Source organism: Nocardioides sp. CCNWLW216 (genome assembly GCF_037120545.1).
In the GTDB taxonomy this organism is placed as follows: Bacteria; Actinomycetota; Actinomycetes; order Propionibacteriales; family Nocardioidaceae; genus Nocardioides; species Nocardioides lianchengensis.
Window position 1 is genome coordinate 17,990 of record NZ_JBBBBJ010000009.1, and the last position, 17,945, is coordinate 35,934.

Sequence of the window (17,945 nt, forward strand, 5' to 3'; positions counted from 1 at the left end):
ACCTCGGGCGGGTGCCGATGCATGGTGTCGTACCGCCTGGCCGTTCGGCCCGCCCCATCCTGTCCGTCCGGTCCTCGAAGGGTCCCGCATGTCCTTCTCCCCGCGCGCCTCGACCTCGCCTGCTGGCGTCCGTCGTCGCCGTCGTCTCGCCGTTCCTGTCACGGCCCTGACGCTTCTCGGCGTCGTCTGCGTCCCCGTGACGTCCCCGGCCGCCGCGGCCCCCGCGCCGCAGGCCGACGGCTCCGCGATGCGGACCGGCGTGCTGGCGATCGCCGGCGCCATCTCGGCCGTCGGCCAGACGCCCGAGCTCGCGACGGCGCTGCCGTTCGCCCCGACCTCCGTGGCGGAGCTGCTCGACCTGGACGCCAACCTGGCGAAGGGCGTCGAGCGCGCGCTGGAGAACGGCGGGACCAACCTCGCGGCGGCGCTCGACTCGATCGACGGCGTCGACGTCGGCCCCGGGAGCACCGCGCGCTCGATCTCGTTCACCTACGACCGGACCGTCACCACGGACCTCGACCTGGCCTACGACGACGGCGACCTCCGGGTCGGCGGGCAGGGCGCCGGCGGCGAGGTCGAGGTCTCGCTGATCACCGACGACGCGCACCCGTTCGTCGTGAGCATCGACCCCGACCAGCAGGACCCGCTGCTGCGCACCGCCCTGGTCAGCCAGCCCGTCATGGACCTGTCGATCACGGTCGACACCGACGACATCCACGGCCTCGACGCGCGCCAGGGCTTCACCCGGCTCGACGTCACCGACGGCCACTACCGGATCGAGCGCGACCAGCGGATCACCATGCGCGACCCCGACGGTCGCAGCCTGCTCACCATCGAGGACCTGCGGTACTCGACGCTGCCCGACCTCTTCCGCATCGTCACCGGCACCGACGACCTGGACATCGAGCTCGGCCTGGCGCTCCCCGACTCCCTCGCCGGGGGCGCGGACGACGAGCGCACCGGCACCCTGGGCCTGGACGGCGTCCCGTCCGGCGTGGTGTGGCCGAAGGCGGGCGACGCGGTCCGCGACTACGGCACCGCGCTGGCCCGGGCCACGAGCCTCTCGATGGTCGACGGCATGACCTCGCTCGCGCAGTACACCGGCACGGTGCTGTCCCTCCAGGACGCCGCCGACGTCGACTTCCCCAACCTCCAGGGCGGTACGACGGACCTGTTCGCCCCCGGCGACGACCTGCTCGACATGGTCGCGACCTCCGCCGCGGCGCAGATCCAGTGCGGCGTGGCGCCGGCGTCCCCGCCGGGTGGCGTGGCGGCTCCGGGCGACACGACGTACTGCCAGGCGACCACGGCCGACGGCCTCGGCGAGCCCACCGGCATCACCTGGAAGCTGAACGACGGCGGCACCATCGCCAGCGCTCCCGACGCGGCGCTCGGCGAGTCCCCGAGCGACTTCGTCGTCATCGAGAACGGCGACGGCGAGCCCGACCTCGAGGTCTCCTTCACCGCCGACGGCGAGCCGCTGGCCGGCCGGACGGTCCCGCGCACGGTCCAGGACGTCGTCAGCCGGATCGACGAGATCGAGGGCTCCAGCGCGAAGGCCACCCTCACCGCGGACCGGCTCGACGTCGACGTCTCGATCGTCCGCGCCGAGAACACCGAGTCGCTGGAGCTGGGCAACCCGAGCACGCTGGGCACCCTGGTCGGCCTCACGGGACTGCGCTCCGAGGACCCGGAGAACCCCGCGACCGCGCCGGCGACGGCGACCGGAGCGAGCTTCGACGTGGGCTTCGGCATCCAGACCGGCCCGCTCGGCGAGGGCGAGTCCCGTGAGACGGTCCTGCTGCCGCGCGACGGCTCCCTCCTCGTCGTCGAGGGCCTGAGCGCCTCGGCCCCGTCGACCGTCACCGGTCTGACGGCGCGGATCGGCTTCCTGGGCGTGACCACCGACCTCGAGGAGCTGAGCCTGGGCACCGCCGGCTCCGCGAACGCCGTCGAGCTGGAGCGCGTCGTCCGGGCCGGTCAGTCCGTCACCGACCCGCTTCCCCTCACCGACCTCGTCAGCGAGGACGGCACCGTCGACACCGACCAGCTCTCACTGACCTCCGCCGTGACCGGCTCCATCGCCTTCACGGCGACCGAGCGCCCCCTGCCGGGCGGCGCCCACGCCGTGGGCACCGCGGCCGACCCCGCCAGCGGTACCGCGAAGGTCTCGTGGAGCGCGCGCTCCGTGCCCTCGGTCACCGTGGACGCGGGCTACGAGCGCCTCCGGGTCTTCGACCCGGTCCCGGCCGCCTTCCTGCGCGGCACGGCCCGGGTGACCACCACCGACGGCGTCGAGTCCGTGACCGTCGACGTCACCTCGCTCCCGCAGGGCCAGACCCTGTACGACGCGCTCCGCGTGGGCGCCAGCCCCGACCCGGTCGGCGTCGCCCGGCGACTCGTCGGCGACGGCGTCGCCTGCCAGAACGTCACGATCCTCGACGCCGACTCGCTCACCTGCGGCGAGCTCGCGCCCAGCGGCCGGGCCGCCTGGGCCGACGGGGCGACCGTCGACGCGATCGTCCTCGGCAACCCCTACGTCATGCGCGACTCGGTCATCGAGGGCCTGGGCTCCACGCTCTCGAAGTTCGACCAGCTCGCGGGCGACAACCTGACCGGCGCCGACGACCAGCCGGCCGACCAGTACGCCTCCACGCTGCCGCTGGTGGACCTCAAGCCCGCCCAGCTGGCCGTCGAGCGCGACACGCTGCGTGCCGGCATCGGCGGCCTGACCCAGGCCGCGGCGGCCGACGAGGGCGGCACCGGCGGTGCCACCCTGCCGTCGGTCTCGAGCGTCCAGGATCTCTCCGCCGCCGTCGACACGCTCTTCGCGGCCGACAGCGGTCACCAGCCCACGATCGACTTCGACCTCGGTGCCCAGGCGCTGGCCGTCGAGCTGAGCGTCCAGGCCCCCGAGAACACCGTGCTCCGTGCCGCCCTCCGCTTCGACGACGCCGGCTCGCCGAGCCAGCCCGGCCGCGGCCAGGTCATGAGCGGCCGGGTCGAGGACGAGCAGCGGACCGTCCCGGTCGCCGTCGAGTCGTCGACGACGCTCGCGCTGGCCGTCGACCGCGCCACGGCGCGCGCCGCCGTCACCGCGCCCACCGGCACCTCCTCGAGCGCCGTGGTCGGGCGCACCGGCCCCCAGCTGGCCGAGCACCCGCTCCAGGCCGGTGTCAGCGCGCTCGAGGTCCTCGGCAAGGACACCAGCGTCAACCCGGTCCAGGACAGCTCGGTCGACCTCGGCGTCGACGTGAGCACGACGTACGTCGCCGACGGGGACGGCCTGCTGCGGACCACCCGCACCAACGCCCGCTCCTCGGGCCGGGCCGCCGAGGCCCGCCTCGTCGTCGGCCCCGGCGACCTGATCTCGTACGACGCCGACGCCACCGACACCTCCGGCGGCGAGGGCACCGCCCAGCCCGCCCCCGACCCGATGCAGGTCGGCTTCCTGGCCGAGGGCCTCGACGGCCTCGCGGCGGCGATCGGCTCCGCGCAGGACGGCGCGGCACCGCGCAACCTGGACCCGCAGACGAGGGTCCCCGTGTCGGCGCCGCTCATCGGCACCGACCTGGACGCCGGCGCCGGCGTCCCCGACACCCTGACCTCGCTCACCTCCGCCCTGCGGACCGAGCTCGCGGCGCCCGCCGTCGCGGAGGCTGCGGACGCCGCCGCGCTGAAGGGCGCGCTCGACGACGCCGTCTCCGCCGCCGTCGGGTCGACCGAGGGCGTCGCCCCCGTCGCCGCGCGCGACGTGGCCGTCGAGGTCACGTGTGGCGGTCTCGCCGGCGCGTGCAGCCCGTGCCCGAGCGTCGACCCCCAGGACCCGGATCCGGCCGCGTGCACGACCGACAGCAGCACCGGTTGGAAGAGCGTCGAGGTCTCCTTCCTGCTCGACGGTGTCGAGGCCGAGGGCGAGGTGGCCTTCGAGACCGGTCTCGCCGGGCTCGAGGTCCGCTCGGACAAGATGGTCGAGACCACGACCACGTGGTCCCTCCCGGTCACGCTGCGCCTCGTGCGCGGCGTCGGCCCGCAGGTCGTCGTCGGCGCGGACGAGGCCCTCGAGACCCACGTCAGCGCCCGCCTCCCCGAGGACGGCATCGACGCCATCGTCGGCTACCTGCCCGCCCACCTGGACGCCCAGGACGCGGCCGACAAGTCCGTCGACACCGTCATCCGGATCGCTCCCGAGCCGGGCGCCTACGACCTGTTCGACCTCTACGACGGCGAGCTGAAGGCGCGCCCGTCGTTCGCCGACACCGCCGACGGCCCGGAGGAGGGCCTGACCCTCGGCTTCGCGACCCTGGACCAGCCCGGCCTCCTGGGCCTCGAGGGCACCCTCGGGCTGCCCTGGACGGCCGACGAGGGCTTCGGCGAGGTCACGTACGACGAGGTCACCCTCGACGTCGGTGACGTCATCGCCGGCCTGGCGACGCCGTTCGCGGTCCTGGACCCCTACCTGGCCCCCGTCCGCGACGTCGTCGACGTGATGCGGAGCCCGATCCCCGTGATCTCGGACCTGTCCGAGCTCGCCGGTGGTGACGAGGTCTCGCTGCTGAGCCTGCTGGAGACCGCGGCCAAGGCGACGCGGAAGCCCCAGCTCGAGCTGGCCCACCGGGTCATCGGCCTGACCGGTGGCGTGACCGACATGGTCACGGCCGCGAAGGCGCTCGCCAAGGGCAAGGTCCCGCTCGAGGAGCTCGCCGACGTGGGCGCGCTGCTCACGATCGAGCCCGGCGACGTCTCGCTCCTGGAGAGCTGCACGCAGACCGTCCGCCCCGCCGGCGGCAAGGCGAGCGCCCCGCAGCCGTGCGAGGACGAGGAGGAGGACGACGGCAAGGGTGGCGTGGCCGGTCAGTCGACCGCCGAGAAGCGCACCGGCGACCGCAACGCCAAGAAGACGGTCGACGAGCGGACCGGCGAGGTCACCGCGCAGCTGCCGGGCTTCTCGCTGCCGTTCCTGGCCGACACCGACCAGGTGCTCGACCTGCTGACCGGCGAGGGCGAGGCGTCGTACTTCCGCCTCGACCTGGGCAAGCTGTCCGCCTCGGTCTCCTACAGCCGGAAGTTCGGGCCGATCATGGCCGGCCCCGTGCCGATCGTCCCGTTCGTCGGTGGCTCCATCTCCATCGAGGGCCGGCTCGCGATGGGCTTCGACTCCCTCCCGCAGACGCTGGCCGCCGAGTCGGTCGCGCCCGGTGACGTCGACGCCCTGGTCGCGAAGTACGACAAGTTCGACGGCGGCGACGTGATCCGCGAGGGCTTCTACCTCGACGACCTGGACTCCGACGGCGAGGACGTCCCCGAGGTCAAGCTCGTCACCACGATCGAGGCCGGCGCGAGCGTATCGATCGGCATCGTGTCGGCGGGCCTCAAGGGCGGCATCACCCTGACGGTCAACCTCGACCTGAACGACCCGAACGACGACGGACGGATCCGCACGGCCGAGATCCGGCAGATCTTCAACGGCAACGCGTCGTGCATCTTCGACGCCAGCGCCACGATCGAGGCCTTCATCTCGATCTTCGTGGAGATCGAGCTGCTCTTCACCTCGCTCGAGTACGAGTTCGACCTGCTCCGCCTCGGCCCGTACGAGCTCTTCAAGTACGGCTGCCCCGACGCGGTGCCGACCCTCGTCACGGCGAGCGGTGACGGCTCGGAGCTGAGGCTCACCAGCGGTGGGCGCAGCGGCGAACGGATGCCCGGCGGCTCCGACGGGGTCGACGAGTACGAGGTGCGGCAGTACGACCGCGCCGGCGTGACGACGTACGAGGTCTCCGGCTTCGGCCGGGTCCAGAACGTGACGGTGACGCGCTCCGGGGGCACCTGGACCGTCCGGATATACCAGTCCGGCGTCAACCTGCCGGGCCAGGACGTTCTGCGCACCGTGACCTCCTCGACGCGCCCGACCTTCGTGGCCGACGGCGGCGCGGGTGACGACACCCTCTCCTTCCTGGCCGGCGAGGACTTCGCGGACGACGGTGCCGGTGGCGTGAAGCTCCAGCAGACGCCGTTCGACACCCGGGTCACCGCGCTGACCGGCGGTCCCGGCAACGACGTCCTCGAGACCGGCGACGCCGACGACACCGGCGTCGACGGCGGCCCGGGCAACGACAGCATCTCGCTGGGCCTCGGCGACGACCGCGCCACCGGTGGCACCGGTGACGACGTCATGGACGGCGGCGCCGGACGTGACGACCTCAGCGGCGGCTCCGGCAACGACCGGATCTCCGGTGGCGCCGGTGCGGACCGGCTCCTCGGCGAGAACGGCGAGGACAACCTGGTCGGCGGCCCCGGACGCGACGTCCGTGCCCTCCTGGTGCGCCCCCGCGGCTCGGCAGCCGGCGTGGTGGCCGACCAGGTGCGGCTCGGCTTCGACAGCGGCGACATCATCGTCGGCGGCGCGGGTGCGGACTCGGTCGACGGCGGCGACGGCTCGGACCTGGTCGTGGGGGGCGACGCCCCCTCCCTCAGCAACCCGGCCATCGGCTCGGTGTTCCGCACCGGCAGCCGCTCGGTGAGCGTGCTGAGGCAGGGCGCCACCGACGACGACCCGAACGAGTTCACGACCGAGTCGGTGCCGGTGGACACGGCGACCGTGCCCACCGCCCAGGAGCTCGACACCCTCTGCACGTCCGGCACGCCCGAGGCCGGCGCGGGCAGCGCCGACTACGTCACCGGCGGCCCCGAGGCCGACGTGGTCGTGGGCGGCAACGGGCCGGACAGCCTCGACGGCGGTGCGGGACCCGACGAGATCTGCGGGCGCGCCGGCAACGACTCGATCTCCGGCGACGGTGCCGGCGGGTCGGACGGCTCCGACCCCGCGGTCGACTCCGACGTCATCCGCGGCGGCACCGGCGACGACCGGGTCGACGCGGGCCTGGGCGACGACGTCGTCTTCGGTGACGACGTCGACCTCTACCGGGCCGGCAACGGCCGCTGGCTCGACGGGTCCCTGCGCGGGACCGGTCGCGGCCAGGGCGACGACTACCTCGCGGGCGGGCCGGGCACCGACGTGCTCGCCGGCGGCAACGGCGCCGACCTCGTGGTCGGCGGCGCCGGCGACGACGCGACGTACGGCGAGGGCCGCGACACCGCGGCCGTCGGCGGGGCCGCGCCCCCGGTCAGCGAGCGTCTGCTCGACTGCAACCCGGCGACGCGCGTCGTGGCCGGACGCATCGACCTGAACGGCGACCTGCTCGCCGGCCCGGCCGACGCGGTCAACGGCATCGCGGCCGACACCGGCCAGCTCGCGGGCATGGACGTCGTCGACGGCGTGCTCCGGGACCCGGCGACCGGGGCCGCCCTCAACGGCCTGCTCAACGGCGACATCGTCGTCGTCGGCGGCCGGGTCGACCTGGACCGCGACGGCGTCGTCGGCTCGGACCGCGACGACACGGGCTCGATCCCGCTGCCCTCGATGCTCGACACCGGCGCGAACGAGGACGGCGACTGCGTCCTGGCCGGCGACGGCGACGACGAGCTGCGCGGCGGCACCGGCTCCGACTACCTCGGTGCGGGCGACGGCGTCGACCTCGCCGACGGCGGGGACGGCAACGACCTGGTCCTCGGCGACGCGGGCACCGACGTCCTGCTCGGCGGACCCCACCACGACGTGCTCGTCGGCGGGATCGGCGACGACCACCTCGTCGGCGGCAACGGCGACGACCGCCTCCGCGGCAACGAGGGCGCCGACGACCTGGTCGGCGGGTCCGAGGACCCGGGCGCCCGCGACGGCCAGGACGTGCTCCTGGGCGGCCGCGACGAGGACGTCCTGGTCGCGGAGAACGGCATCCTCGTCTCCGAGGACATCGTCGCCGCCAGCGGCGCCACGTCCTGGGCGGACGCGGAGATCGTGCCCGACGCCGTGCGCGGCGACGACCCCAGCCTGGTGTTCGAGTCCAGCGCGCTGACCTGCGGTGACGCGCCGACGACCCGCTACCTCACCGTCGTCGCGGACGACGGCGTGGCGGGCACGCCGGTGGCCTCGCCCGGGACCCCGCTCGCCTACGACGAGCTGTACGGCGGCTTCGGCTGCGACGTCGTGCTGGGCTCGCCCGGCGACGACCTCGTCCGCGGCGGCCCGGACAGCGACCTCGTCGAGGGCGGCCCCGGTGCGGACCAGGGCTACGGCGACGACGGCGACGACGTCGTGGTCGGCGGGTCGACCTTCGACCCGACCGCGCAGCGGACGCCGTACACGGTGGAGCGCAGCGGGGCCGGCGTGCCCGACGCAGGCGACCGGCTGTTCGGCGACGGCGGCCCGGACGCGATCGACGGCGCCGACCTGGTCGCCGGCGACAACGCCCTCCCGATCCGGGTCCCGGCGCTCGCCGTGGCCGGGGTGCGGACGGCGTACACGCTGCGCCTCGACAACGTGGCGACGGTGGCCTCCGGGCCGGCGACCATCGGCGCGGGCGACGTCATCAGCGGTGGTGGCAAGCGCGACCTGGTCTTCGGCCAGGCCGGCGCCGACACCATCGACGGTGACGCCGGCGACGACTACGTCGAGGGCAACGACGGGGCCGACGACCTGCGCGGCGGCGCGGACGACGACGACCTCGTCGGCGGCTCCTCGACCGCGGACGGCCTGCCCCTCGGGGTCACCGGCCTGCGGCTGGCGCGTGCCGCTGAGGCCGTCCCGGCCTCGGCCCCGCGCCTGCTCGACGGCAGCGACCGGATCTCCGGCGGCGCGGACGACGACGTGGTCATCGGCGACAACGGACTGCTCACGCGGCCGTCCGACGTCCGCTCGACCCGTGCCGACGGCACCACCCTGCGCACCATCCGGCTCGACGACGTCGTGACGGCCGCCCGGCCCACGGCCGTGCCGGCCTCGGTGGGTGCGGCGGACACGCTGTCCGGCGACGCCGGACGCGACCTGATGTTCGGCCAGGCCGGCAACGACGCGATGTCCGGCGGAGCGGGCGACGACTACCTGGAGGGCAACGTCGGTGACGACAGCCTCGGCGGCGGCGACGGCGAGGACGACCTCGTCGGCGGCGGCTCCAGCCAGGGCGTGGTCATCTCGGTCGCCCAGGGCGTGGTCGTCGACCGCCTGCTCACCGCGCCGAGCAAGGCCACCGACCCGTCGGCCGCCGGCCTCGTGGACGGCAACGACCGGCTCGACGGCGGCAACGCCCGTGACGTCCTCCTGGGCGACAGCGGTCGGATCACCCGCCACGGCCCGAACCGGACGCTGCTCGGCGGCGCCTCCGGACCGCAGGTCGTGCGTCAGGTCGCGATGGCCGACGAGCGCCCGGGTGCCTGGGCCGGCAGCGACCAGCTGTTCGGCGGCGCCGGCGACGACGACCTCTACGGCCAGCTCGACTCGACCCTGTCCACGCGGAACCAGCTCTCCTACGGCGGCGAGCGCGTCCGGGGCGACATCCTGGACGGCGGCGCGGGCGACGACGCCCTCGTCGGCGACCAGGGCGTCAGCGTCCCGACGCCTGCGGCGGCTCTCGGTGAGATCGACCGCACCGTCACGGACAGCTCCCGGTTCCTCCGCGAGCTGCTCCGCCCGCGCGGCACGCTGGTCCGGGTCGTGACCCTGACCCAGTCGACGACGGGCGGCGACGACCTGCTGCTCGGCGGGACGGGGGCGGACTCGGTGCACGCCGGGGCCGGCCGCGACCTGGTCAACGCCGGCGACGGCGACGACGTGGTCTTCGGCGGCGACGGCAGCGACGCCCTCTGGGGCGGCGTCGGCCACGACCGGATCTTCGGTGGCGCGGGCGACGACGCCCTCGACCTGAAGCGGCGGGGGACCGACACCAAGCTGTGGCGGCTCGTGGCCCCGACCGTCGACACCGACGGCGTGCGCAAGACGCTCAACGGTCGCGACGTGCTCTACGGCGGCGCCGGCGCGGACGCGATGCAGGCCGACCAGGGCGACTCGGGCACCACCCGGGTCATCCAGGGCGACCGGCTCATCGACTGGCAGGCCAAGACCAACTACCAGAAGGTCTGCGTCCAGGGCAGCGGGGCGGGCAAGGCCCGCGCCACCGTCACCACCTCGATGGTGGCGACGCTCCGTCTGCTCGCCGCCGCCAACGGCTCGGTCGGACCGGCCGAGCTCGCGATCCCGGGCGACGAACGTCGTCGTACCTATCCCGGGGCTCGGAACCTCGTCTGCGAGGTCCGATGACCCCCGTCCCACCCGTCCCGACCCACCCGACACCGATCCACCACTGCACCCCGGAGAGAACCTCATGAAGCTCAGCCGAACCCTGCGCGGCACGTCCCTCGCCGTCGCCGCCGTTCTGGCGGCCTCGACCGCGTCCGCCCTCTGCTCGCCCGCCTCGGCGGCGAGCGTCCGATCCCTGGTCGCGGCCTCGGCCGACGGCCTGGTCTTCGACCTCGACGAGTACGACGCCGGGGACGTCACCGTCCAGCTCCGCGACTCCGTCGCGGGTCCGGTCGACGCCGACGACACCCAGGACCTCCGCTACCGGTGGAAGGTGACCCCGTTCGACAAGACCGTGCCGGCGATCACCCTGCCGGCCACCGGCTTCGACACCGTCACCGACGACGTCACCGGCGCCTTCACGGTCCCGCTGCCGGCCGGTCAGCCGTCCGGCACCTACGTCCTCACGGCGGGCCTCGGCGCCACCGGGACGGGCACCGGCGCGATCGCCGAGAAGGTGCTGCTGACGGTCAAGGCCGGTCAGGCCGCGCTCACCCTGGGCGCCGGCGAGTCGCTGCGGGCTCCGGCCGGCGACGACGTCACGGTCACCGGCGCGCTGGCGCTCGAGGACGGCACCGGCCTGGTCGGCCGGCTCGTCGACCTGGAGCTCACCCGCGGCGCCGCGGGCACCGACCCCCGCGCCGACGCCGGCTTCGTGCCGGTCGTGGCGGGTGCGCCCCTCGAGACGACCCGCCAGCTGACGACCGCCGCCGCCGGGGCGATCTCCGTCGTCGTGAGCGACCCGGAGGAGGCCGGCCAGGGCACCGAGCTCGGCGGCGTCCTCGCCGCGACCACCGTCGAGGACGTCGACCTCGACGACCCCGCCGCGGACACGACCCTCGCCCTCGACCTGGTGAGCCTGGTCCCGCCGGTGGACAGCACAGTCACGATGGGCGACCCCGGTGACGGCAAGCCGGGCGAGGTCCTGGGCAGCACCGTGACCGTGCTCGCCCCCGACGACAGCTTCGACGTCGACCCCGACGTCGAGGGCGTCCAGGGTGACGCCGACGCCGACCCCGACCCCGTCGAGGGCCAGGTCCTCGCCCTCGGTGTCGACCACGGCTTCTTCACCGACGGCGAGGTGACGCTCCCGACCGAGGTGGGCGCCCCCGCCGGCACCTGGACCGACCTGGGCAAGAAGGTCGAGCTGGTGACCGCGGCCGACGGCACCTCGTCGTACGACGTGGCGATCGCGCGGGACAAGGCGTTCGACAAGGACGGGAAGCTCACCGCCACCGTCTCGGCCGCGGCCGACAAGACCAGCGCGACCGCGACCGCCGACTGGGACACCGCCGCGCCCCTGAACGGCCGCGTCGCCCTGGTCCTCTCGCCGAAGGGCGAGCAGGACGGGCCGGTGGCCCCGGCCCAGGCCGGCACCCGGACCTACTACGAGGTCTACGCCCAGGACCAGTTCGGCAACCCGGTCGGCGGCGAGCCGATCGACCTGTCCTACGCCGGGAACCTCGACGACTGGGACTACAGCGACGACTTCATGGTCTCGGACTTCGACCAGGCCGGTGACATCTGGGTCGTCTCCTTCGAGAACGCCGACATCGAGCTGACCGGCACCTGGAACGACGCGCCGACCCTCACCTACACCGACACCCTCGGCGGCACCGGCGCGGACACCGCTGCGGCGGTCGGCACGGCCACCGCGAGGTTCTACGAGCTCGACTTCGGCCGGAGCCGCTTCGCGCTGCAGTCGTCGGCCACCGGCATGGTCCCGATCGGCACGGCCGTCCGGCAGACCGTCCGGGTCACCGACCAGCGCGGCAACCCGGTCCCCGGCTACCAGGTCCAGTTCTTCCGGCTCGGCCCGGACGGCGGGACCAGCGAGCCCCGCGCCGTCGTCTCCACCAACGCCCGCGGCGAGGCGGCGTACACCTTCGTCGGCTCGGCCGCCGGCCGCGCCCAGGTGACCGCGACGGTCTCCGACGGCTTCCGCAGCCGGACCCTCACGGGCGGTGCGTCCTTCGGCCACCGCGTCAGCGCCACCCTCCGCGGCAGCAAGGCCGCCTCGCGCAAGGACCAGGTCACGGTCACCGCGCCGCGGACCGCGGCGAAGGCCCGGGTCGTGCTCTACCGGGTCCAGGGCAGCAAGCGGATCGCGGTGGCTCGCGGCGTGCTGAGCGGGAAGGGGACGGTCGACCTGGCCGTCCGCGACCGCAACGGCAAGCGCAAGAAGACCACCTACGTCGCGGTCGTCGCGGCCACCGGCACGACCTTCGCGGCGCAGACGAACACGGTCCGCGTGAAGTGATTCCGGCGGATGGGTGAGCCGTCTCGGCGCCGATCCCTCTCCCACGCAGCGCCCCCGGTCCCTCGAGGACCGGGGGCGCTGTGGCGTCTCTGGGACGGGTGGGCTCAGCTCCCGAGCAGGTCGTCGAGCCCGGCGGCGAAGGTCCGCTGCGCGGTGGCGACGTCGCCCAGCATGCCGGCGACCATCGCGCCGTCGCGGAGCATGACGTAGCGGCGGGCGGCGTCGTCCGGCCGGGCGTGACCGGCCTGCGCGAACCCGTCGCGGATCACGTCCTGGTACCAGGTGCGGTGGTCGAGCACGGCCCGGGCGACCGGGCTCTCGGGGTCGCTGGTCTCCACGGCCGCCCGGATGAACGCGCAGCCGTGGAAGCCGGGCCGGCACAGGTCGGCACCGATGTCGGCGCCGATGGCCCGGAGCAGCTCGGCGCCCTCCAGCCGGGCGGTCAGGTCGGCGACGGTCGCCTCGATGTGGGCGTGGACCGCCTCCAGGTAGGCGACGACGAGGTCCTGCTTGCTCGGGAAGTGGCGGTAGAAGGTCGCCAGCGTCACCCGGCCCTCCTCGACCAGTCGACCGACGCCGACGGTGTTGATCCCCTCGGCGTAGAAGACCGCGGACGCCGCCTGGAGCAGCCGGTCGCGGGCGGCGGAGCCGCGGGTGGGTGAGGAGGGCACGAGGCCAGTGTAGAGAGCGTTCGCTCTTGACGGACGCCGGAGGTCGTGGTCTCCTGGAGGTAGAGAGAGCGATCGCTCTCTTTCTTGATCCGAGGAGCCGCCATGTCCGTCCCGACCGCCCCCGTCCGTCCGCTGCTGACGGCCGCCCCGTCCCCCTCGGTCGGACGGCGGATCGCCCTGGTGCGCGCCGGGATCGCCGTGCTGTGGGCGCTCGCCCTCGTCGTGGCCCTGGGGGACGACGTGTCCCGGGCGACGTCCGAGCTCCCCGTCGGCGCCGCCCTCCTGCTGATCGGCTACCCGCTGATCGACGTGGTCGCCTCCGTCGTCGAGGCCGTACGACGGACGTCGGCCCGGCCGGCCGTGCACGTCGTCAACGCGGTGGTCGGCCTGCTCGCCGCCGTCGGCCTGGCCGTCGCCTCGCTCGGCTCCGACTCCGGTGCCGTCCTGGTCGTCTTCGGCGCCTGGGCGACCCTGTCCGGCGCGATCCAGCTCGGTCTCGCGCTGCACCGGCGCCGGGCGGGGAGCCGTCAGACGTTCATGGTCGTCAGCGGCGGGCTGTCCACGGTCATCGGAGTCGCCCTCGCGGCCATGGCCCGCCAGGACGAGGTCGACCTGAGCCCGCTCGCCGGGTACGCCGTCGGCGGTGCGGTCCTCTACGTCCTCTGGGCCACCCTGGGCCGGGCCGGCGCGGCCCGGCACCAGGTCTCCTCGCGCCACTAGGCGGCCTCCGCGAGCTCCTCGGTCTCCTCGTGGCTGGGGACCAGCAGCCGGGAGACGATGGCCGGCCGCCCTACGACTGGCCGGCGCGGTAGGCCTTCAGCACCTCGGCGACCCGCTCCTCGTCCCGCTCGGAGAGCGGGATCAGCAGCTCGGTGACCACGTCGGTGAGCTCGGCGATGCGGCGGTTGAGCTGCCGGTTCTCCTGGGCCTCCGCCTCGAGGGCGGCGAGCCGGGCGCGGACGCCGTAGGCCCGGGGCGTCCGGCGCTCCCACCGGTCACGGACGATGCGGAATCGGGACTGCAGGACGCTCATGCGACGTTCCTCTGCTGGGTCGGGGTCGGACGGCGGCGGGGCCAGCTCACCCGCAGTCGGGCGACGGCCGGGTCGGGCTGCCCGACCAGGTCGGTGCTGGGGCCAAGCTCCTGGTGCTCCACGACGCCGCCGGCGGCCTCGATCTCGGCCAGGAGTGCGTCGAGGTCGACACGCTCGCCGGGGCCGACGGTGTCGGGCAGCTCGGGACCGGTGACCGAGACCTCGAGGAAGGCCGCGCGGCCGGACATCCGGCACAGCCGCCACAGGTTGGCACGCTCGGCCCGGTCGAGGGTCTCGACGAGGTGGCGGGCGTGCACGTGGTGGGGCGAGCGGGCCAGCTCGGCGCCGAGGAGCAGCACGGCGCGCAGGTCACCCATGGCCACCACGTGGAACGGCACCTCCACCCCGAGGCGGCGGGACCGCGCGAGGAAGACGCTGCGCGCCCCCCGGGCGAAGTCGACGGCCTGCACCGCACGCCCGGCGCGGGCGTACCAGAGGGCGTCGCGACCGGTGCCGCACCCGACGTCGATGATCGCCTCGCCCTTCGGCAGCTGGCGGTGGACCCAGAGTGCGAACTCGGAGTGCCGCTGCGGTGAGGGGACGGCGCGGTGGTGGTCGGTCCAGTCCTGGAGTTTGGTGCGGAAGCCGCGCAGCCACCCGTCCAGGCGACGGACGCCGGCCGGCGGGTCGGCGTACTTGAAGGAGGGGTCGGGAACCCGCCAGCTCGGCCCGTAGACGAAGGCCAGCATCGCCTCGGGATCGGCGGGCGCCGGGAAGTCGACACCGTGCAGCGTGATGGTGGAGGGCGGCAGGATCGCCGAGGTCGGCAACGAGCCGCTCCGGTTGCCGAGCTGGTAGAAGGTGTCGCCCACGCGGAAGGCGACGAAGATGTCGATGTGGCAGGTCCGCCCATCGGAGAGCGGGAGCATCAGCTTGACGTCACCGCCCGACATCCGGACAGCTCGCCAGCCGCGACCTCGCATCACCCGCTCGACGTGGAACGACTCCAGGATCACATCAGCGGGGGAGCCGTGCCGCGACAGGTAGCAGACGTCGGTGTCGGAGTCGTGCGCGATCATCGCGCCGTCGCGGATCGCCCCGAGCAGGGCGCCGTAGTTGAGGTAGGCCTCGACACCGGCGTGCTCGCGCAGGTCGTCGAGCGCCCGCTTGGTGCCGAGGAGGATCTCGTCGCGGATCTGCTCGTCGGTCTCCTCGAAGGCCCGGCACAGGTGACCGACCTTGTCGATGGCCAGCGGGTTGCCGCTGCGGTCCTGGACCTGGATGCGGTCGTCCTCGTCGGTCGGGGTCCCGAGCATGACCTCGTCCTCGAAGAGGGGGGTCTCGGTGTCGCCGACCGCGCCGACCCGGACGGTGGCGCGGCCGTTCAGGAACGACCGGAGGGCCAGCGGCCACTCCACCAGGACGCCGGCGCCCTGCGTGCGGCCGTCGCGCAGCGGGGTGAACGACCAGACGTAGCGCCCGTCGAGGGTGAGGACGAGCGGGTGGGTGGGCGGGCGACTGAGCCAGATGCCGTCGTCGGTGACCGTGACGGTCATCCGGTGAGGGCCCGCCCGATCGCCGACCGCAGGGCCGTGCTGGAGGTCTGCAGCGTGTAGGGGAACCAGACGACCTCGACCCCGACGCCCTCCATGCGGGTCACCAGGGCGTCGCCCTTCGGGGTGCCCCGCCAGTCGTCGCCCTTGAAGAGCAGGTGGAACCCGACCTCTTCCCAGGCGTCCTTCTTGTCGGTGGTGGTCTCGGCGTAGACGGCGTCGACGATGCCGATGGCCTCGACGATCTCCAGACGCTCGGACAGGGGGACGAACGGGCGCAGGCCCTTGGCGGCCTCGCACACCTCGTCGGAGACGACGCCGGCGACGAGCACGTCGCACATCTCGCGAGCCTGGCGCAGTGCGTTCAGGTGACCCACGTGGAAGAGGTCGTAGACGCCCGGCACGTAGCCGATGACGGGTCCCATGCTGCTGCCCCCTGCTTGGTTCACGAACCGCCCAATTCTCACAAAGTCAGTCGACTTTATCCGAATGTTCACCTCATTGTCCCATCGACGCGTGCGCCTCCGGAGTCCAACTCACCGAATCTAGCCGACGAGCAGAGCGGCAGCGAGTCCGAGGCCGGCGGCGCCCACGGCCCATCGCAGCGGCCGCTCGGGGAGCACTCGCACCACCTGGGGACCGATCCAGCCGCCGACCAGGGCCCCGGCGGCGAGGGCGGCCACGGACGGCCAGTGCACCGGGGCGAGCACGACGTAGGCCAGCGCGGCGACCAGGTTGGCGGTGCTGGTGGCCACGTTCTTGACGGCGTTGGTGACCGCCAGCGGCTCGGAGGTCCGCAGGGCCAGGACGGCCAGCATGATGATGCCGGAGGCGGCGCCGAAGTAGCCGCCGTAGACCCCGACACCCACCACGACGAGCCGTCCGCGCCACGCGGGCGGCGTCGTACGACGGGTCGCGGACCAGGCGCGCAGCCGATCGCGGGCCAGCAGCAGCACCGAGCCGAGGGCGATCAGCCACGGGACCACCGCCTCGAAGACCGACTCGTCGGTGACCAGGAGCAGGACCGCGCCGAGCGCGCCCCCGATCGCGCACAAGAGCATCAGCGCCCGGATCCGCGGCCACTGGCCGGTCAGCTCGCGCCGCGACCCGATCGTGGTGCCGACCGAGTTGCCGAACAGCGCGACGGTGTTGGTGACGTTGGCGGCCAGCGGTGACAGGCCGGTGGCGAGCAGCGCCGGGTAGCTGACCAGCGAGGCCAGGCCGGCGATCGATCCGGTCAGCCCGGCGCCGACCCCGGCGAGGACGAGGAGGGCCGCCTCGCCCGCGCTCACGCGGGGACGGGCGTAACCAGCTCGCCGTGGTCGAGCCAGCGCTCCAGGTTGGCCAGCGTCAGCTCGAGCATCGCCTCCCGGGTCTCGACCGTGCCGCTGGCGAGGTGGGGCAGCAGCACGACGTTGTCGAGCCCGAGCAGCGCCTCGGGCACGTGCGGCTCCCGGGCGAAGACGTCGAGCCCGGCGCCGGCCAGCCGGCCGCTGACGAGGAGGTCCACGAGGGCATCCTCGTCCACGACCGACCCGCGGGCGACGTTGACCAGGAAACCGTCCGGGCCGAGGGCCTCCAGGACCGCCCGGTCGACCAGGTGCGTCGAGCCCGCACCGCCCGCGGTGGCGACCACGAGCAGGTCGACGGCGGCGGCCAGCTGGACGGCGCTCGCCGCATAGACGTACGGCGACCCCGCGACCGGCCGGCGGGAGTGGTAGCTGATCGGGCAGCCGAAGGCCTCCAGCCGGACGGCGACGGCCTGCCCGATCCGGCCGAGGCCGAGGATGCCGACCCGGGACCCGGAGACCCGCCGGGTGAGCGGGACGTCGCCGTCGGCGGGCCACGCGCCGCGGCGGACGAAGCGGTCGGCCGCGGAGAGCTGCCGCATGGTGTCGATCGCCAGCCCGACCGCGGTGTCCGCGACGCAGTCGGTGAGCACGTCGGGGGTGTTCGAGATCGCGATCCCGCGCTCGCGGGCCGCCGCCACGTCGGTGGTGTCGTAGCCGACCCCGAAGCCGACGATCGCCGCGAGCGCGGGCAGCCGGCCCATCAGGTCGCGGTCGACGCCGTACCGGCCCGAGGTGACGACGACCTCGACCCCCGGGCCGTGCTCGGCCAGGAACGCCTCCCGCCCCTCGGGGTCGGCCGGCAGCGCCGGGGCGTCGTACGACGTGCGCAGCCGCTCGGCCAGCGCCGGCTTGAGAGTGCCGACCTGCAGGACGCGCGCCATCAGCGG

The 17,945-nt window shown here is 74.2% G+C and carries 9 protein-coding genes; 3 read left to right on the forward strand and 6 right to left on the reverse strand.

What is annotated here, in order from left to right; translation table 11 throughout:
• Positions 1 to 88 precede the first annotated feature (88 nt).
• Both V7S47_RS18725 and V7S47_RS18730 read left to right on the forward strand, forming a co-directional pair.
• Positions 89 to 10,150, forward strand: coding sequence for a calcium-binding protein (locus tag V7S47_RS18725; protein WP_336562999.1), 10,062 nt, complete (start codon positions 89 to 91; stop codon positions 10,148 to 10,150).
• Between the two features lie 64 nt (positions 10,151 to 10,214).
• Positions 10,215 to 12,449: an Ig-like domain-containing protein gene (locus V7S47_RS18730; RefSeq protein ID WP_336563000.1), complete on the forward strand. Its 2,235-nt coding sequence runs from the start codon at positions 10,215 to 10,217 to the stop codon at positions 12,447 to 12,449.
• Between the two features lie 104 nt (positions 12,450 to 12,553).
• On the opposite strand, the gene V7S47_RS18735 is transcribed toward V7S47_RS18730, so the two are convergent.
• Positions 12,554 to 13,120, reverse strand: coding sequence for a TetR/AcrR family transcriptional regulator (locus V7S47_RS18735; RefSeq protein WP_336563001.1), 567 nt, complete (start codon positions 13,118 to 13,120; stop codon positions 12,554 to 12,556).
• A 102-nt stretch (positions 13,121 to 13,222) separates the two neighbouring features.
• Between V7S47_RS18735 and V7S47_RS18740 the strand changes: the two genes are divergently transcribed.
• Complete coding sequence (locus V7S47_RS18740) at positions 13,223 to 13,840, forward strand: hypothetical protein (RefSeq protein WP_336563002.1); 618 nt, start codon at positions 13,223 to 13,225, stop codon at positions 13,838 to 13,840.
• Between the two features lie 70 nt (positions 13,841 to 13,910).
• On the opposite strand, the gene V7S47_RS18745 is transcribed toward V7S47_RS18740, so the two are convergent.
• From V7S47_RS18745 to V7S47_RS18765, 5 genes are all read right to left on the reverse strand, one after another.
• Positions 13,911 to 14,153: a DUF6752 domain-containing protein gene (locus tag V7S47_RS18745; protein ID WP_336563003.1), complete on the reverse strand. Its 243-nt coding sequence runs from the start codon at positions 14,151 to 14,153 to the stop codon at positions 13,911 to 13,913.
• Positions 14,150 to 15,709 carry a class I SAM-dependent methyltransferase gene (locus V7S47_RS18750; RefSeq protein WP_336563004.1) on the reverse strand — a complete coding sequence of 520 codons (1,560 nt, stop codon included), beginning with the start codon at positions 15,707 to 15,709 and terminating at the stop codon, positions 14,150 to 14,152. Before V7S47_RS18750 ends, V7S47_RS18745 begins: the two co-directional genes overlap by 4 nt.
• Complete coding sequence (locus tag V7S47_RS18755; protein WP_090856987.1) at positions 15,706 to 16,131, reverse strand: adenylyltransferase/cytidyltransferase family protein; 426 nt, start codon at positions 16,129 to 16,131, stop codon at positions 15,706 to 15,708. The genes V7S47_RS18750 and V7S47_RS18755 overlap by 4 nt, the downstream gene beginning before the upstream one ends.
• 120 nt (positions 16,132 to 16,251) lie before the next feature.
• Positions 16,252 to 16,998 (reverse strand): sulfite exporter TauE/SafE family protein, encoded by a 747-nt coding sequence (locus tag V7S47_RS18760; RefSeq protein ID WP_336563005.1) that lies wholly within the window; start codon positions 16,996 to 16,998, stop codon positions 16,252 to 16,254.
• Positions 16,995 to 17,939 (reverse strand): 2-hydroxyacid dehydrogenase, encoded by a 945-nt coding sequence (locus tag V7S47_RS18765; protein ID WP_336563006.1) that lies wholly within the window; start codon positions 17,937 to 17,939, stop codon positions 16,995 to 16,997. Before V7S47_RS18765 ends, V7S47_RS18760 begins: the two co-directional genes overlap by 4 nt.
• Between the last annotated feature and the right edge of the window lie 6 nt (positions 17,940 to 17,945).

Coding starts and splice junctions, on each gene's coding strand:
- V7S47_RS18765 (WP_336563006.1), bottom strand. CDS start 17,939: ATGGCGCGCGTCCTGCAGGTCGGCACTCTCAAGCCGGCGCTGGCCGAG.
- V7S47_RS18755 (WP_090856987.1), bottom strand. CDS start 16,131: ATGGGACCCGTCATCGGCTACGTGCCGGGCGTCTACGACCTCTTCCAC.
- V7S47_RS18725 (WP_336562999.1), top strand. CDS start 89: ATGTCCTTCTCCCCGCGCGCCTCGACCTCGCCTGCTGGCGTCCGTCGT.
- V7S47_RS18740 (WP_336563002.1), top strand. CDS start 13,223: ATGTCCGTCCCGACCGCCCCCGTCCGTCCGCTGCTGACGGCCGCCCCG.
- V7S47_RS18730 (WP_336563000.1), top strand. CDS start 10,215: ATGAAGCTCAGCCGAACCCTGCGCGGCACGTCCCTCGCCGTCGCCGCC.
- V7S47_RS18750 (WP_336563004.1), bottom strand. CDS start 15,709: ATGACCGTCACGGTCACCGACGACGGCATCTGGCTCAGTCGCCCGCCC.
- V7S47_RS18745 (WP_336563003.1), bottom strand. CDS start 14,153: ATGAGCGTCCTGCAGTCCCGATTCCGCATCGTCCGTGACCGGTGGGAG.